This is a genomic window from Mesorhizobium sp. M7A.F.Ca.US.007.01.2.1, from assembly GCF_003998165.1.
Taxonomy (GTDB): Bacteria; Pseudomonadota; Alphaproteobacteria; order Rhizobiales; family Rhizobiaceae; genus Mesorhizobium; species Mesorhizobium ciceri.
The window spans coordinates 1-15593 of record NZ_RZQP01000145.1 but is presented as its reverse complement, the minus strand read 5'-3'; the positions used below and the strand labels follow the sequence as shown (position 1 = coordinate 15593).

The 15593-nt window shown below is 64.1% G+C and carries 17 protein-coding genes; 15 read left to right on the top strand and 2 right to left on the bottom strand.

Going from position 1 to position 15593, the window contains the following annotated elements; translation table 11 throughout:
* From rplU to EN949_RS23000, 4 genes are all read left to right on the top strand, one after another.
* The coding region (rplU, locus tag EN949_RS23015; RefSeq protein ID WP_127371788.1) for a 50S ribosomal protein L21 at positions 1-569 on the top strand (569 nt) is incomplete at its 5' end.
* Positions 570-666: 97 nt separating this feature from the next.
* Complete coding sequence (gene rpmA / locus EN949_RS23010; RefSeq protein WP_013529063.1) at positions 667-936, top strand: 50S ribosomal protein L27; 270 nt, start codon at positions 667-669, stop codon at positions 934-936.
* 120 nt (positions 937-1056) lie between these two features.
* Positions 1057-1644, top strand: coding sequence for a GNAT family protein (locus EN949_RS23005; RefSeq protein ID WP_024502874.1), 588 nt, complete (start codon positions 1057-1059; stop codon positions 1642-1644).
* Between the two features lie 21 nt (positions 1645-1665).
* Positions 1666-2196, top strand: coding sequence for a GNAT family protein (locus EN949_RS23000; RefSeq protein WP_027163447.1), 531 nt, complete (start codon positions 1666-1668; stop codon positions 2194-2196).
* A 7-nt stretch (positions 2197-2203) separates the two neighbouring features.
* Here the strand turns inward: EN949_RS23000 and EN949_RS22995 are convergent, their stop codons facing one another.
* The gene (locus EN949_RS22995) at positions 2204-3073 is read right to left on the bottom strand and encodes an endonuclease/exonuclease/phosphatase family protein (RefSeq protein ID WP_013529066.1); all 870 of its coding nucleotides are present in this window, start codon (positions 3071-3073) and stop codon (positions 2204-2206) included.
* A gap of 134 nt (positions 3074-3207) precedes the next feature.
* On the opposite strand from EN949_RS22995, the gene obgE reads away from it, so the two are divergent.
* The 5 genes from obgE (at position 3208) to EN949_RS22970 (ending at position 8827) form a co-directional block, all read left to right on the top strand.
* Positions 3208-4239, top strand: coding sequence for a GTPase ObgE (gene obgE, locus EN949_RS22990; protein ID WP_013529067.1), 1032 nt, complete (start codon positions 3208-3210; stop codon positions 4237-4239).
* A gap of 4 nt (positions 4240-4243) precedes the next feature.
* A complete protein-coding gene (gene proB / locus EN949_RS22985) occupies positions 4244-5434 on the top strand; it encodes a glutamate 5-kinase (protein WP_013529068.1) in 1191 nt (396 codons plus the stop codon).
* Between the two features lie 3 nt (positions 5435-5437).
* Positions 5438-6724, top strand: coding sequence for a glutamate-5-semialdehyde dehydrogenase (locus EN949_RS22980; protein WP_063169216.1), 1287 nt, complete (start codon positions 5438-5440; stop codon positions 6722-6724).
* A 163-nt stretch (positions 6725-6887) separates the two neighbouring features.
* Positions 6888-7475: a nicotinate-nucleotide adenylyltransferase gene (locus EN949_RS22975; RefSeq protein ID WP_013529070.1), complete on the top strand. Its 588-nt coding sequence runs from the start codon at positions 6888-6890 to the stop codon at positions 7473-7475.
* Positions 7476-7543: 68 nt separating this feature from the next.
* Complete coding sequence (locus EN949_RS22970; RefSeq protein WP_013529071.1) at positions 7544-8827, top strand: MFS transporter; 1284 nt, start codon at positions 7544-7546, stop codon at positions 8825-8827.
* A gap of 9 nt (positions 8828-8836) precedes the next feature.
* On the opposite strand, the gene EN949_RS22965 is transcribed toward EN949_RS22970, so the two are convergent.
* Positions 8837-9688 carry a mechanosensitive ion channel domain-containing protein gene (locus tag EN949_RS22965; protein ID WP_013529072.1) on the bottom strand — a complete coding sequence of 284 codons (852 nt, stop codon included), beginning with the start codon at positions 9686-9688 and terminating at the stop codon, positions 8837-8839.
* Between the two features lie 242 nt (positions 9689-9930).
* Here EN949_RS22965 and rsfS point away from each other — a divergent pair, with 242 nt between their 5' ends.
* From rsfS to EN949_RS22935, 6 genes are all read left to right on the top strand, one after another.
* Positions 9931-10308: a ribosome silencing factor gene (gene rsfS, locus EN949_RS22960; RefSeq protein WP_013529073.1), complete on the top strand. Its 378-nt coding sequence runs from the start codon at positions 9931-9933 to the stop codon at positions 10306-10308.
* A 27-nt stretch (positions 10309-10335) separates the two neighbouring features.
* Positions 10336-10818, top strand: coding sequence for a 23S rRNA (pseudouridine(1915)-N(3))-methyltransferase RlmH (gene rlmH, locus EN949_RS22955; RefSeq protein WP_013529074.1), 483 nt, complete (start codon positions 10336-10338; stop codon positions 10816-10818).
* A gap of 124 nt (positions 10819-10942) precedes the next feature.
* Positions 10943-12280, top strand: a complete 1338-nt coding sequence (locus EN949_RS22950) for a murein hydrolase activator EnvC (RefSeq protein ID WP_024502880.1) — start codon at positions 10943-10945, stop codon at positions 12278-12280.
* The gene (locus EN949_RS22945; protein ID WP_024502881.1) at positions 12281-13612 is read left to right on the top strand and encodes a S41 family peptidase; all 1332 of its coding nucleotides are present in this window, start codon (positions 12281-12283) and stop codon (positions 13610-13612) included.
* Between the two features lie 212 nt (positions 13613-13824).
* Positions 13825-15003 (top strand): divergent polysaccharide deacetylase family protein, encoded by a 1179-nt coding sequence (locus tag EN949_RS22940; protein WP_063169215.1) that lies wholly within the window; start codon positions 13825-13827, stop codon positions 15001-15003.
* Positions 15004-15033: 30 nt separating this feature from the next.
* Positions 15034-15555, top strand: a complete 522-nt coding sequence (locus EN949_RS22935) for an RNA pyrophosphohydrolase (RefSeq protein WP_013529078.1) — start codon at positions 15034-15036, stop codon at positions 15553-15555.
* The last annotated feature ends 38 nt before the right edge of the window (positions 15556-15593 follow it).

The window sequence follows — 15593 nt, the reverse complement described above, 5'->3', positions numbered from 1 at the left end:
TCCTCGCACATGGCGAAGGCGAGAATGTCACGTTCGGCGCGCCGTTCGTCGACGGCGCGGTGGTCACCGCCGAAGTCGTCGAGCAGGGCAAGAACCGCACCGTCATCGCCTTCAAGAAGCGCCGCCGGCAGAATTCGCGCCGCAAGATCGGCCATCGCCAGCTTTTGACCACCGTGCGGATTTCCGAGATCCTGCTGGGTGGCGCCAAGCCGACGAAGACGGCAGCGGTCAAGGCGCCGAAGAAGGTGAAGGCCGAGGCCGCCACCGAGGTGCAGGCGGAAGCCGCGCCGAAGAAGGAGCCCAAGGCCAAGGCAGCCGAGACAAAGGCAGCCGAGACCGCGGCAGCGCCGCTGTTCAAGGCGCCCAAGGGTGAGCCGGACGATCTGACCGTGATCAAGGGCATCGGCCCGGTCGCGGCCAAGGATCTCAACGAGCAGGGCATCATCACCTTCGCGCAGCTCGCCAAGCTGACCGACAAGGATGTCGCCAAGATCGACGAGCACATGCCCTTCAGCGCCGACCAGATCAAGGACTGGCGCGAGCAGGCCAAGGAATTGGCGGCGAAGTAATTTTCTGGCGACCAGGTCGCCGGATCGGACTTGAAACGGAACGCGAACGCGTTCATAAGGCCTTTTAGGCGCCTTGCGGCGCAACGGAGTTAGTTAGATGGCACACAAGAAAGCTGGCGGCTCGTCGCGCAACGGTCGCGACTCGCATTCCAAGCGTCTGGGCGTGAAGAAGTTCGGCGGCGAAGCCGTCATCCCGGGCAACATCATCATTCGTCAACGCGGCACCACGTGGCATCCCGGCGTCAATGTCGGCATGGGCACGGACCATACGCTTTTTGCGCTCGAGACCGGCGCCGTGACGTTCAACAAAAAAGCCAACGGCCGAACCTACGTATCGGTCAACCCGATTGCCAAAGCCGCGGAGTAGCCGGTTCCGCACTAGAACACCGGCGCCCATCTCGGGAACCGGTGTCTGGCAAAGCCAGGAAAAGGATCAGGGGAGATGGGTTTCCATCTCCCCTTTTTCTTGTGCCTGGAGGACTTTCAAATGGTTGCCGAAGCGGAAGACTCAGAAGACGAAAGTTACGCGATAGACTGCCCGGTGCTGGTCACCGAGCGGCTGGTGATGCGGGCGCCCCACGAGGGCGATATCGCGCAGCTGGTCGAGCTTGCCGACAACCGCCATGTCGCCGAAATGCTGGCACGCATGCCGCACCCCTATGGCGAGGCCGAGGCGCGCGCTTTCCTGGCCATGACCAAATCGCGCCGGGCCGGCATTGCTTATGCCCTGACGCTGGCCGGCACCGACACCTTCGTCGGTTGCGCCGGCCTCAACACCACCGATCGCGGGCTGGAGCTCGGTTACTGGATCGGCGAGCCGCACTGGAAGAAGGGCTATGCGACGGAAGCAGCGCACGCGCTGGTCGATCTCGCCTTCCAGAGGACGTCGATCCAGGTCCTGCATGCCTCGACGCGGGTCATCAATCCGGCCTCGCGCCGCGTCATCCACAAGTGCGGGTTCCAGTATGCCGGCCAGGGCATGCTGAACTCGATCGTCGCCGGCCAGGTTCCCGTCGAGCGCTACCGGCTCGATCGCAAGACCTGGACCAGCCTGCGGAACTGGGTGCATTTCTGATGGATGACGACGGTCAAACCAATGGTCGACAGCAGCGATATTGAAACGGCCGCGATCGCGCCGATGACGCCTGGGGATATCGAAAGCTTTCATCGCGCGCTCGATGTCGTAGCGCGTGAGCGAAAGTACTTGTCCTTCCTTGAGGCGCCACCGCTGGATCAAGTCAGAAGTTTCGCAATGGATCGTATCGGGAGAGGCGATCCGGGGTTCGTGGCCGTTGTTCGTGGCGAGGTCGTCGGCTGGTGCGACATCTCACGCCATGATCGGCTCATCCATGCCCATCGCGGCTCCCTCGGGATGGGGATTGTTCCTCCCTATCGGGGGCGAGGGCTTGGACTGCGGCTCATCAATGCAACCTTGGCGCAAGCGCGCAGGGCCGGTTTCGTCCGCATCGAACTCTCCGTGCATTCCGACAATGCTCGCGCCATCTCTCTCTACGACAAGGTCGGGTTTGTCAGGGAGGGCGTGCAGCGCGATGCCGTCCATGTCGACGGGGAATACCGCGATACGATCATGATGGCGATCGTCGAACGCGAAAACGCCGCCAGATGAATGGCCATCAGCCCAGTTCGACCCACACCGGCAGATGGTCCGAGCCGACTGCCTTTCGGTCGACCCACAGACGCTGCAGGGATCTGGCAAGCGAAGCGCTGGTAAAGATATAATCGATGCGCTTGTGCCGGCTGGGATCGGTGGGTTGCTTGGGATCGACCCAACTGATGAGATCGTCGCCGGTGGCGTTCAGCCGCAAGGCGGCATCGACGGCGAAGTCGGCGGTCAGCGGCATGCCGAATTCATGGTCCGGCCGGCCGGCGAGTTCGACATATTCGGGTGAGCCGGCCAGCATGTTGAAATCGCCCATGCCGACAAAGGCTTCGGGATGCGGCAGTTCCGGCAGGCCGATCTCGGCGACGCCGGACAGTGCTCCGCCTTCGAGCGCATAGTTCAGCATGCGTTGGCGCAGGAACTGGATCTGGCTGGCGCGTTCGAGGGGGCTGCGGTGATCGAGATGGATGGAATAGAAGCGGATGAAACCAAGCGGCGTCTCGATCAGCGCTTCCAGCGCGCCGCGCTGGAAGTTCATCATCTCGAAGCTGCGGCTGCGCGGCAAAAGCAGGTTGCGCGACAGATGAATGGGCGTCCTAGACAGCACCATGTTGCCGAGCTGGAAGGTTTTCGTGACGGCACGGCCGTTGTCGATGTGCGAACCGATATTGGCCTCGAAATTGCTGCCATAGACGGCGAAATAGTCGGGCAGCGCCTCGCCGATCTCGGCGACCATGTCGCGGCCGCCATTCCGAGGATTGTTGCGGGTCACCTCCTGCAAAGCGATCACGTCGGCGCCGCGCACGGCATCGGCGATGCGCCCGACATCGTACTGCCCGTCGAGGCCGATGCCGTACTGGATGTTGTAGGTTACAAGCTTCATTCCGACGTCTCTCCGGCCAACCCCACATGGCCATTGTCACAAAACGGCCTCGCCCTTCGCCGCGCCTTGGTTTAGAGCAAGGGCCAAGGTTTAGAGCAATGCCGCAAAGCCACTAGTAGAAACTGTACAATCTCATGAAATTTCTCGATCAAGCCAAGGTATACATCCGCTCCGGTGACGGCGGCGCCGGTTCGGTGTCGTTCCGGCGTGAAAAATTCATCGAGTTCGGCGGGCCGGATGGCGGCGACGGCGGCCGCGGCGGCGATGTCTGGCTGGAGGCGGTCGACGGGCTGAACACGCTGATCGACTACCGGTATCAGCAGCATTTCAAGGCCAAGACCGGCGTCCACGGCATGGGCCGCAACATGACCGGCGCCAAGGGCGCCGACGTCACGCTGAAAGTGCCGGCCGGAACGCAGGTGTTCGAAGAAGACAACGAGACGCTGATCTGCGACCTGACCGTGGTCGGACAGCGCTTTCTGCTGGCCAAGGGCGGCAATGGCGGTTTCGGCAACCAGCATTTCAAGACCTCGACGAACCAGGCGCCGCGCCGCGCCAATCCCGGCCTGCCGGGGCAAGAGCTCAACATCTGGCTGCGGCTGAAGCTGATCGCCGATGCCGGGCTGGTCGGGCTGCCCAATGCCGGCAAGTCGACATTCCTGGCGGCGGTCACCGCAGCCAAGCCGAAGATCGCCGACTATCCGTTCACGACGCTGCATCCCGGCCTCGGCGTTGCCCGCATCGACGCGCGCGAATTCGTCATCGCCGACATTCCGGGCCTCATCGAAGGCGCGCATGAGGGCGTCGGCATCGGCGATCGCTTCCTTGGCCACGTCGAGCGCACGCGTGTGCTGCTGCATCTGGTTTCGGCGCAGGAGGAAAATCCGGGCAAGGCCTACAAGACCGTGCGAGCCGAGCTCGACGCCTATGGCCATGGCCTCACCGACAAGGTCGAGATCCTGGCGCTTTCCCAGGTCGACACGCTCGACGCCGATGCGCGCAAGAAGAAGGTCGCCTCGCTGAAACGCGCTGCCGGCCGCGCGCCGATGCTGTTGTCGGCGGTCACCGGCGAGGGCGTCGAGGCGGTGCAGCGGGCGCTGATGGCGGTGATTGCTGAGGCGCGCGCGCAGATCGCGGCGCCGGTCGAGACGCGCTGGGACAAATAGGGTCATGCAGTCGCTGAGAAAATATCGGCGCATCACCGTCAAGATCGGCTCGGCGCTGCTCGTCGACCGCGCGACGGGCCTGAAGCGCGACTGGCTGGCTTCGCTCGCCGACGACATTGCCGGGCTGGCCCAGGGCGGCGCTGAAATCCTCGTCGTCTCGTCCGGCGCCATCGCGCTTGGCCGCACCATCCTTGGCCTCGGCAAGCGAGCCCTGAAACTGGAGGAGAGCCAGGCGGCGGCAGCCGTGGGACAGATCGCGCTGGCCGGCGCCTGGTCGGACGCGCTCGGCAAGGGCAGCCTGAAATCGGGCCAGATCCTGCTGACGCTCGGCGACACCGAGGAGCGCCGCCGCTATCTCAACGCGCGGGCGACGATCTCGACACTCTTGAAGATGAAGGCAGTGCCGGTCATCAACGAGAACGACACGGTGGCGACTTCCGAAATCCGCTACGGCGACAATGACCGGCTGGCGGCCCGCGTCGCCACCATGATGGGCGCCGATCTTTTGGTGCTGCTTTCCGACATCGACGGGCTCTACACCGCGCCGCCGGCGCGCGACCCCAACGCCAAATTCATTCCGGTGGTCGACCGCATCACGCCTGATATCGAGGCGATGGCGGGTGCGGCCGCTTCCGAGCTGTCGCGCGGCGGCATGCGCACGAAGCTCGATGCCGGCAAGATCGCCACCGCCGCCGGCACCGCGATGATCATCACGTCGGGCACTCGGCTGTCGCCGCTGATGGCGATCGAACGCGGCGAGCGCGCTACTTTCTTTCGGCCGAGCAGCAACCCGGTCAAGGGCTACAAAACCTGGATCGCCGGCCAGCTCGAGCCGGCCGGCCGGCTTACGGTCGATGCCGGCGCCATCGGCGCGCTGCTGTCGGGCAAATCGTTGCTGCCGGCCGGCGTCAAGCTGGTCAGCGGCAATTTCTCGCGCGGCGACACGGTGGCGATCCTGTCGCCCGAGGGCCGCGAGATCGCGCGCGGGCTGGTTGCCTATGATGCCGCCGATGCCGTAAGGATCGCGGGCCTGAAGACGGCCGAGATCGAAACCGTGCTCGGCTACGAGGCGCGTTCGGCGATGATCCACCGCGATGACCTTGTGGTGAGCCATTCGGGTGACCAAGTACGGGCCGGCGACCAAACAGGGGCCGGTGACCAAGTCACGGTCGGTGGCGATGTAAGCGGAGGATGAGCCATGCTGAAACTGCATGAAAAATCCGGGGATGACACTGTCGCGCTGATGGCCGATATCGGCCGGCGCGCCCGCGCTGCCGCCCGGCCGCTGGCCATTGCCACAACCGCCGCCAAGAACGCCGCACTGCTGGCCATGGCCGAGGCGATTGTGGCCCGTGAGCAGGACATTCTCGACGCCAACGCCATCGATGTTTCGAATGGTCATGAATCCGGGCTTTCCACCTCCTTCATGGACCGGCTGAAGCTCGATCCGGCGCGCATCCGCGCCATGGCCGACGGCATCCGCGAAATCGCCGCGCTGCGGGATCCGGTTGGCGACGTGATCGCGCAGTGGGACCGGCCGAACGGTTTGCATATCGAGCGCGTGCGCACGCCGCTCGGCGTCGTCGGCGTCATCTATGAGAGCCGCCCGAACGTCACCGCCGATGCCGGCGCGCTGTGCCTCAAAGCCGGCAATCCGGTGATCCTGCGCGGCGGTTCGGATTCGCTCAATTCTTCCGCCGCCATCCACGCCTGCCTGGTCGAAGGGCTGAAGCAAGCGGGCCTGCCGGAGGATGCCATCCAGCTGGTGCCGACCACCGACCGCGCCGCCGTCGGCGAAATGCTGAAGGGGTTGGGCGGCAACCTCGACGTCATTATCCCGCGCGGTGGCAAAAGCCTGGTCGGACGGGTGCAGGCCGAGGCGCGGGTCCCGGTCTTCGCGCATCTCGAAGGCATCTGCCATCTCTACATCGACCGTTCCGCCAAGCTCGATATGGCTGTCAGGATCGCCGTCAACGCCAAGATGCGACGCACCGGCGTCTGCGGTGCCGCAGAGACGCTGCTGGTCGACCGGGCGGTTGCCTCCACGCATCTGGTGCCGATCCTTGATGCACTTCGCGCCGCCGGCTGCGAAATCCATGCCGATGCCGAGGTGCTGAAAGTGTTTTTCGACGCCAAACCGGCGACCGATGCCGACTGGATCACCGAGTATCTCGATGCCATCATCGCGGTAAAACTGGTCGACGGTATCGGTGGTGCGATCGAGCATATCGAGACGTTTTCCTCGCATCACACCGAGGCGATCGTCGCCGAGGATGCGCAAGCCGTCGAGCGGTTTTTCAACGAGATCGATTCGGCGATCCTGCTGCACAACGCATCGACGCAGTTCGCCGACGGCGGCGAATTCGGCATGGGCGCCGAGATCGGCATCGCCACCGGCAAGATGCATGCGCGCGGACCGGTGGGCGTCGAACAGCTGACGTCGTTCAAATACCGTGTGCGCGGGTCGGGACAGGTGAGACCTTGAGCGCTGGTCTTACCCTTCCCCTTGTGGGGAGGGTGGCGAGCACAGCGAGCCGGGTGGGGGGACGACGCTGAATTCCGCGATACCCCTACCCCGCTCCGCTTCGCGGATCGACCCTCCCCACAAGGACGAGGGTAAGGAGGCTATCTCCTCCCACTATCTCAAAATGCCGCACGCCGAGAAAGGCCTTGCCGTCGGCCTGTTCGGCGGTTCGTTCAATCCGCCGCATGCCGGCCATGCGCTGGTCGCCGAGATCGCGCTCAGACGCCTGGCGCTCGACCAGTTGTGGTGGATGGTGACGCCGGGCAATCCGCTGAAGAACACCAGGGAGTTGGCGCCGCTGGGCGAACGGCTGCAGCTGTCGGAACAGATCGCCAAGAACCCGAAGATCAAGGTCACCGCTTTCGAAGCCGCCCATCACGTCCGCTACACCGCCGATACGCTGGCGCTGGTCAAGGCGCGCAACCCCGGTGTCGATTTCGTCTGGATCATGGGTGCCGACAGCCTGCGCGATTTCCATCGCTGGCAGCGCTGGCGCGAGATCGTCATGACCTTCCCGATCGCCGTCATCGACCGCCCGGGCGCGACGCTGTCGTTCCTGTCCTCGGTCGTCGCCAAGACCTTCGACTATGCCCGCATCGACGAGGGCGATGCGCCGCGGCTTGCCCGCATGAAGGCGCCGGCCTGGACCTTCATTCACGGCCCGCGCTCGTCGCTGTCATCGAGCGCGATCCGCAAGCTGGCGAAGGGGTGAGCCCGGCCGCCCGGCCATGTCGCTTTTATCGCTTCCTTTGCCCGTTTCATGGGCAATCCTGAGCAGGCATGTCGATTCCCAGGAAAAACCGCAGCGAAGCCGAGCAGGGCGCCGAGCCCACGCCGCTGATCGCGATTGCCAGCGTCATCGTGTCGATGGCGCTGATTGCCGTCGGCAACGGGCTGATGTTTGCCTATATCCCGGTCCGGCTTGGCGCAGAGGGTTTCGATCCGACCTGGGCCGGGCTGATCATCACCGGGCTTTCGGCCGGCGGGCTCGCCGGCTGCATCTTGACCGGACCGCTGGTGCGAAGGGTCGGCCATGCCCGCGCCTTCATGGTGCTGTCGGCGCTGATCGCGCTGGCCAACGCCGCTGTCGGCGCCGGGGTCCTTCCGCTGCTGTGGATAGCCGCCCGCGCGCTCTACGGCTTTGCCATATGCGGCCTGTTCATCGTCGCGCAGAGCTGGCTGAACGATGCCGTTGCCAACGCCATCCGCGGCCGGGTGATGGCTTTCTTCTACGTTGCCTATGTCGCCGGGCTCGGCGTCGGCTACGCGACGCTAGCGCTGGTCGATATCAGGACAGCGGATGCGCCGCTGATCGGCATCGTCTTCACCGCGCTGTCGATCCTCCCTGTCGGGATGACCAAACTTGCCCAGCCGCCGGCGCCGCAGGCGGCCTCGGTGGCGCTGCGCCGTGCCTGGCGGGTTTCACCGGTCGGCGTCGCCGGCATGCTTGCCGTCGGCGGCCTGTCGATGTCGATTGCTGGCTTCGCACCGATCCACGCCACGGCCAAGGGCTACAGCCAGGCCGACGTGGCGCTGCTGCTTTCGGCGATGCCTCTCGGCACGCTGATCCTGCAGATCCCGCTTGGTTGGATTTCCGACCGAACCGACCGCCGCTATGTGCTGATCGCCGCATCCGCGCTCGCCATGGTCGCCGGCCTGTTTGCACTCGGGTTCGATGGCGGCGCGCTGGCCGCGTTGGTTGTGATCTACATCGTGTGGGACGGCGCTTCGGAATCGATCTATTCGCTGGCCAGTGCGCACGCCGCCGACCGCGCCGGCAAGGACGACATGGTGGCGCTGTCCAGTTCGCTTTTGTTTGCCTGGTCGCTGTCGGGCTTCGTCGTGCCCGGCATCGTGACGGCGCTGTCGGCCGTCTTCGGAACGCAGGCTTTCATCTATGTGGCTGTTCTCATCGCCGCAGCCTTCTGCCTGTTCGTGCTTTTGCGTGTGTTCACGACGCGTGCGGTCCCGGTCGGCGAAACCGGCAGTTTCGCACCGATGACGGCGCAGGCGCCGTTGCCGGTCGAACTCGCCTTCGCACCGGACGATGAGGGCCGGCACTGAGCCACCCGACTATTGTCGACGGGCTTCCGGCGACGGGGCTTCCGGTGGCGGCAGCGGGATCGATATGCCTTCGCTATCGAATTCCTGCTTGGCGCGCTTGGTGAGATCGGTCTGGGTGGCGAAGAAGTCCGCCGACGATGTCCAGTAGCGCAAGGCAATCGAAACGGTGCTATCGCCCAATGTCGCGACGAAAGCGATCGGTGCCGGCTCACGCTTGACCCGCCGTTCGGCGGCGGCAATGGCAAGCAATGTCTTTTGAGCGCGGTCGATGTCGTTCCAGGAGCCGATGCTCAGCGTGATGTCGCTGCGGCGCACCCCGTTGCGCGAAAAGTTGCGCACCGGCTGGTTCCACAGCGTCGAGTTGGGCGCCAATATGTAGACCCCGTCGGCCGTCCTGAGCTTGGTTGCGAACAGGCCGATCTCCTCGATCGTACCGGCAATCGAACCGACCTCGACGGACTCGCCGATGCGAAACGGCCGCAGTGCCAGAAGCATGATGCCGGCCGCGATGTTCTGCAGCGTGCCTTGCAACGCCAGGCCGATGGCGAGGCCAATGGCACCGATCGCGGCAATGATCGAGGCCGTCTGCACGCCGAACTGGCCGAGCACCATGATGGTGACGAGGATCAGGATGGCATAGCGGACGATCTTGGAGAAGAAATGCCGCAACGTCGCGTCGAAACCATGGATATGGCCGAGACCGGCGAAGATCGAACGTTCGGCAAGGCCGGCGACGATATAACCGACGATCAAGAGGATAACGGCACCGATGGCCGAGAAGGAGTAGGAAACAATCAGCGTGCTCAGTTGGGCGAGGCCAGCCTGGACGCTGAGGAAGGCGTTTTGCGGGTCGATCGGCATGGGGGAAATCCGGTTGGTCGGTGAGCCGATAACCCATGCCGACGGCGAGGGTTCCGATCTTTTCCGGTGTGCGGCGGAACCACAGGAGCGACAATACGTTCGTGCGAGGCAGGGTCCCGTCTTGAAACTGTCAGGGAACTCTGCCTATCTAAGTGGTGTCACCTGCTTCAAGGGGTGATTTGGTTGTTCTTGCTGCGAAAGGAAATACACTGAGAACAGCACTGCGGAAGAAGGCCGATATCATGCCTTCGCCGGCCAGGATCAGCGTAGACGACGCCGTGTCCCGCGCCATCAAGACAGTCCTTGCCAGTCTGGAAGACTCCAAGGCCGAAAACATTGTCTCCATCGACATCCAGGGGAAATCGAGCCTCGGCGACTATATGGTCGTAGCTTCGGGCCGATCGCACCGTCATGTCGCGGCTGTCGCCGATCATCTTCTCAAAGCGATCAAGGATGCCGGTCTCGGCACCGCGCGCGTCGAGGGGCTGTCCGGCGCCGACTGGGTCCTGATCGATTCTGGCGACATCATCGTCCATGTCTTCCGCCCCGAAGTCCGCGAATTCTACAATCTCGAAAAGATGTGGCAGGCGCCGGACCTCGAGGAAGAAACGCTCCACTAAGTCGTTCGCGCGGCTTACAAGGCAAGGATGAAGATATCAGTTCATGCCGTGGGCCGGATGAAAGCCGGCCCCGAGAAGCTGCTGGCCGACCGCTATTTCGAGCGCTTCGCCAAGAGCGGCCCGGCGGTGGGGCTTGAATTTGGCGGCATTGCCGAAATAGCCGAGGGGCGCGGCCAGACTGCCAACGAGCGCCGGCGTGAGGAAGGCCAGAAACTGCAGACGCAGTTGCAGCCCGGCACCGCCCTGATCCTGCTCGACGAACGCGGCAAAAGCTTTTCCTCGGAAGATTTCGCCGGGCGCCTCGGCCTGTTGCGTGACGGTGGCCGCAAGGCGCTGATCATCGCCATCGGCGGCGCCGACGGCCACGATCAGTCGCTGCGCGACCAGGCCGAACTGGTGATGTCGTTCGGATTGCTGACATGGCCGCATCAACTGGTGCGCGTGATGCTGGGAGAGCAGCTTTATCGTGTGGCCACTATCCTTTCGGGACATCCCTACCATCGCTCGTAAGCCGGTGAATTGGTGCGACACACCCGGATTTCCGCCCCAATGCCAACGTAACATTGCATGGAGTGGGCGGTTTCGAACATGGTTGATCGTTCGTTAACGAAGCCACGCATAGAGTCGGGCTTCAATGTCTGAAGACAGAAAATCAAGAACGGGCTCATGGCGCGCGCGCTGCGGAATCGCGGCGGCGGTGCTTGTGCTGTCGCTGCATGCGGGGCGGGCGGAAAACACGCTCGACCTGGCTCCCGATCCGGACCAGAGCCGGGCCGAATATGAACGGGTCTCGAAGGAGATCACGCTGTCGTCCGAACGATTGGCCAAGCTATCCGCCGACATCGCGACGATCAAGAAGGATCACGCCTCGATCACCGCCGCATTGATCCAGTCGGCGATGACCGAGCAGAAGCTCGGCCAGGACATCGAGGACATCGGCGCCAGGCTGGAAGGGTTGAAGGGCCAGGAACAGAAGATCCGCGCCTCGCTGATGGCGCGGCGCGACGTTCTGGCCGAAGTGCTGGGCGCGCTGCAGCGCATGGGCCTCAACCCGCCGCCGGCGATCCTGGTCAAGCCCGAGGACGCGCTGTCGTCGGTGCGCAGCGCCATCCTGCTCGGCGCGGTGGTGCCGGAACTGCGCCAACAGACCGATAGCCTGCTTGCCGATCTCAAGGAACAGACCAGGATTACGGCCTCGATCGAGGCCGAACGGGCGCGGCTGACGGCGGCGGTCGGCGACCAGACGGCGGAAAAGAAGCGGCTCGGCATGCTGCTGGAGGCCAAGCAGAAGCTCGAAGCCGACACGCAAACGCAAATGGCCGCGGAAAAGCAGCGATCCGAAGCGCTGGCGGCCAAGGCCGGCAGCCTGAAAGAGTTGATCGCCTCGCTCGAAGCGCAGGCCGACAAGAGCCGCAAGGCCGCCGATGCCGCCAAGGCCGCTGAGCAGAAGACGGCGGATGGCGACAAGACATCCGCGCCGGCGGAACTGGCGTCGCTGCCCGTTCCGGAAAGCAACCAACTTGCCGCCGCGGTGCCCTTTTCGGCGCTGCAGGGACAGATCGCACTGCCGGTGACCGGCCGCATCAAGCGGCGATTCGGCGCCGACGACGGTAACGGCGCGGTGATGCTAGGCGACATGGTTGCGACACAATCGGGAGCCATCGTTACCGCGCCGGCGGATGGAAATGTGCTTTATGCGGGGCCGTTTCGCTCTTATGGTCAACTCTTGATCCTGAACGCGGGCGACGGCTATCATGTCGTTTTGGCGGGGATGAGCAGAATCAGCGTCGCGACCGGTCAATCAGTGCTTGCAGGAGAGCCGATCGGTGCGATGGGAGAGGCCCGGGTGGCGAGCACCTCGGTTTCGAAGAATGGAAATGCCACGCCGGAACTCTATGTCGAGTTCCGCAAGGATGGAAAACCCGTCGATCCGGCCCCATGGTGGGCGGACCGTTTTTCTGGAAGGACGTGAATAATGCGGAAACTGTCGCTTCTGTTTGCCGGTGCGCTGATGGGCGCGTCCGCCATGAGCCTGGTCTATGGCGCACCCGGCTCGGCGGCGAACGCTGCAGGGTCGGAGACCTACAAGCAACTGGCGATCTTCGGCGATATCTTCGAGCGCGTGCGGGCACAGTATGTGACGCCGCCCGACGACAAGTCGCTGGTCGAGAATGCCATCAACGGCATGTTGGCTTCGCTTGACCCGCACTCCTCCTACATGAATGCCGAGCAGGCGCAGGATATGCGCGTCCAGACCAAGGGCGAGTTCGGCGGCCTCGGCATCGAAGTCACCATGGAGAACGATCTGGTCAAGGTGATCACGCCGATCGACGACACGCCGGCCGCCAAGGCAGGCGTGCTGGCCGGCGACTACATCGCCAAGATCGACGGCGAAGAGGTTCGCGGCCTGACCCTCAACGATGCGGTCGACAAGATGCGCGGCCTGGTCAACACGCCGATCAAGCTGACCATCCTGCGCCAGGGCGCCGACAAGCCGATCGAACTGACGGTCGTGCGCGACATCATCAAGGTCAAGGCGGTCAAGTTCCGGGTCGAGAACGACATCGGCTACATGAAGATCACCTCCTTCACCGAAAAGACCTACGACGACCTCGAGAACGCCATCGACACCATCAAGAAGCAGATTCCCGACGACAAGCTGAAGGGCTACGTTCTGGATCTCCGCCTCAATCCGGGTGGCCTGCTCGACCAGGCGGTGAGCGTGTCCGATGCCTTCCTCAACCGCGGCGAGATCGTCTCGACGCGCGGCCGCGACCCCAAGGACGTCACCCGCTTCGACGCGAAGCCCAAGCAGGTCGACGACATCAACGGCAAGCCGATGATCGTCCTGGTCAATGGCGGTTCGGCCAGTGCCTCGGAAATCGTCGCCGGCGCGCTGCAGGACCTGCGCCGCGTCACGGTGGTCGGCACGCAGTCCTTCGGCAAGGGTTCGGTGCAGACCATCATTCCGCTCGGCGAGAATGGTGCGCTCAGGCTGACGACGGCGCTCTATTATACGCCGTCCGGCAAGTCGATCCAGGGCAAGGGCATCACGCCCGACATCAAGGTCGAACAGCCACTGCCGCCGGAACTGCAGGGCAGGGATCTGACGCGTGGCGAATCCGATCTCAAGGGCCATATCAAGGGCGCCGACGAGAGCACGACGGGTTCGGGCTCTGCGGCCTATGTGCCACCGGATCCGAAGGACGATCTGCAGCTCATCTATGCCGAGCAGCTGCTGCGCGGTCAGAAGACCGATCCGTCCTTCCCGCCCAATCCGCAAAAGGCGGTTCTCAACCAGTAAGCATCTGGAGCGGCGCACGCGCCGCTCCATCTTTCTGTTTGAGCATGATGGAAGCAATGCGATGCTGCCGGGACCGAAAGGTTCCGGCAGTTTGATTCGGGGGCGAGGCAAAGCTCCCAAGGCATGGCGCGGGGGTGCGCCGGGATTGATGAATTCGCGCATGCCGTTTCGAAGTGGCTTCGCCTTCGGAGCCATGCGCCCGGGGATTACGCTTGACTGATATCGGCAAGGACATCGAACGCCCGCTCGGACAGGCAGTCCGGCCGCCGCGCGCCGCCGGCAAGCTCAGCGGCGGTGCGATCATGGCGACAGTGGCCGTGCTGGTGGTGGCAGGCATCTCCGGCGCGATCGCGCTCAGGGAAAAGCCGTTTCGTAAGCCGCAACAGGTTGCCGTTTCAACGCCGAAAGTGACCGCGGCGGCCGAACCTGCCGCCGCGCCGCCTGCATTGGCCCCGGCGGCACCGAAGCCGGAGGCGCCGGTCAAATCAGGTGGGCCGCAGATCATCCATGTGCAGACGGAGGAGGGCGATGGGCCGCCCAAGGCAGCGATCGTCATTCGCGACCCGTCGACCGTCGGCCAGAACCTGAAGGTCGCGCATATTCCAGACAAGGCGCTGATCGAGGCCAGCGAGACCGGGCCGTTGCCGGTGCGCGCCGCCGATGGCAGGCGGCCGTTCGACGTCTATGCGCGGCCCTGGTCGGGCGGGCGCGGCGCACGGGTGGCGATCGTCATCGGTGGGCTTTCGGTTTCGCAGACCGGCACCCAGGCGGCCATCGCCAAACTGCCGGCGGAAGTGACGCTGGCCTTCGCGCCGCAAGGCAACAGCATCGGCCGCTGGATGCAGGCAGCCAGGCAGAGCGGCCACGAGATCGTCATGCAGGTGCCGCTCGAACCGTTCGATTATCCCAAGGTCAATCCGGGACGCAACACGCTGACGGTGGCGGCGAGCGCGGACGAGAACCTGAAGAGCCTGCACTGGGCGCTGTCGCGGACGACCAACTATACCGGCGTCATGAACTATATGGGCGCCCGCTTTTCCGCTGACGCGGCGGCGATGGAGCCGTTCATCGCCGAGCTCGGCAAACGCGGCCTCGCCTATATCGATGACGGCTCGTCGGCGCGCAGTCTGGCGCCGGATCTAGCGCTGAAAGACGGCGTGCCCTTCGTCGCCGGCGACATGGCGATTGATGCCGTGCAGGATCGCGGCGAAATCCTGAAGAAGCTCGACAGCCTGGAGGCGACCGCGCGGGCCAAAGGCACTGCCGTCGGCATCGGTTCGGCCTTCGACCTGACGGTCGATACCGTGTCATCCTGGGTGGTCGAGGCCAAGAAGCGCGGCATCGAGATCGTGCCGATTTCAGCGGTGGCTATCGATCCGCAAAAAGGCTAGCCCTCGGAAGACGGCTGGAAAGAGTGACTGATGCCAAAGACGAACAAAATCGACCGCGAAACGCTGCCTTACCGACCCTGCGTCGGGCTGATGATCCTCAATGCCGAGGGCCTGGTCTGGGTCGGGCACCGCATTGCCGAACCGGACAGCGAATTTGCCGGCACGACGCAGCTCTGGCAGATGCCACAAGGCGGCATCGACGAGGGCGAGGAGCCCCTGCAGGCGGCCGAGCGCGAGCTCTATGAGGAGACCGGCATGCGCGGCGTCTCGCTACTGGCCGAGGCGCCGGACTGGATCAACTATGATTTGCCTGAGCATCTCGTCGGCATCGCCTTCAAGGGCCGGTATCGCGGCCAGACGCAGAAATGGTTCGCCTTTCGCTTCCACGGCGATGTCAGCGAGATCCAGATCAATCCGCCGCCGGGTGGCCACACCGCCGAGTTCGACAAATGGGCATGGCGGCCGATGCAGGACCTTCCTGACCTGATCGTGCCGTTCAAGCGCCATGTCTATGAGGATGTGGTGGCGGCGTTCCGGCATCTGGTGCGATAGTAGGGGAGTAGGGGAGTAGGGGAGTAGGGGAGTAGGGT

Excerpts from the sequence above, each read along its gene's own strand:
- EN949_RS22995 (WP_013529066.1), bottom strand. The coding sequence starts at position 3,073 with ATGAAGCTTGTAACCTACAACATCCAGTACGGCATCGGCCTCGACGGG.
- EN949_RS22965 (WP_013529072.1), bottom strand. The coding sequence starts at position 9,688 with ATGCCGATCGACCCGCAAAACGCCTTCCTCAGCGTCCAGGCTGGCCTC.
- EN949_RS22935 (WP_013529078.1), top strand. The coding sequence starts at position 15,034 with ATGCCAAAGACGAACAAAATCGACCGCGAAACGCTGCCTTACCGACCC.
- rpmA (WP_013529063.1), top strand. The coding sequence starts at position 667 with ATGGCACACAAGAAAGCTGGCGGCTCGTCGCGCAACGGTCGCGACTCG.
- proB (WP_013529068.1), top strand. The coding sequence starts at position 4,244 with ATGCAGTCGCTGAGAAAATATCGGCGCATCACCGTCAAGATCGGCTCG.
- obgE (WP_013529067.1), top strand. The coding sequence starts at position 3,208 with ATGAAATTTCTCGATCAAGCCAAGGTATACATCCGCTCCGGTGACGGC.
- rsfS (WP_013529073.1), top strand. The coding sequence starts at position 9,931 with ATGCCTTCGCCGGCCAGGATCAGCGTAGACGACGCCGTGTCCCGCGCC.
- EN949_RS22980 (WP_063169216.1), top strand. The coding sequence starts at position 5,438 with ATGCTGAAACTGCATGAAAAATCCGGGGATGACACTGTCGCGCTGATG.
- EN949_RS23000 (WP_027163447.1), top strand. The coding sequence starts at position 1,666 with ATGGTCGACAGCAGCGATATTGAAACGGCCGCGATCGCGCCGATGACG.
- EN949_RS22975 (WP_013529070.1), top strand. The coding sequence starts at position 6,888 with ATGCCGCACGCCGAGAAAGGCCTTGCCGTCGGCCTGTTCGGCGGTTCG.
- EN949_RS22950 (WP_024502880.1), top strand. The coding sequence starts at position 10,943 with ATGTCTGAAGACAGAAAATCAAGAACGGGCTCATGGCGCGCGCGCTGC.
- EN949_RS22970 (WP_013529071.1), top strand. The coding sequence starts at position 7,544 with ATGTCGATTCCCAGGAAAAACCGCAGCGAAGCCGAGCAGGGCGCCGAG.
- rlmH (WP_013529074.1), top strand. The coding sequence starts at position 10,336 with ATGAAGATATCAGTTCATGCCGTGGGCCGGATGAAAGCCGGCCCCGAG.
- EN949_RS23005 (WP_024502874.1), top strand. The coding sequence starts at position 1,057 with ATGGTTGCCGAAGCGGAAGACTCAGAAGACGAAAGTTACGCGATAGAC.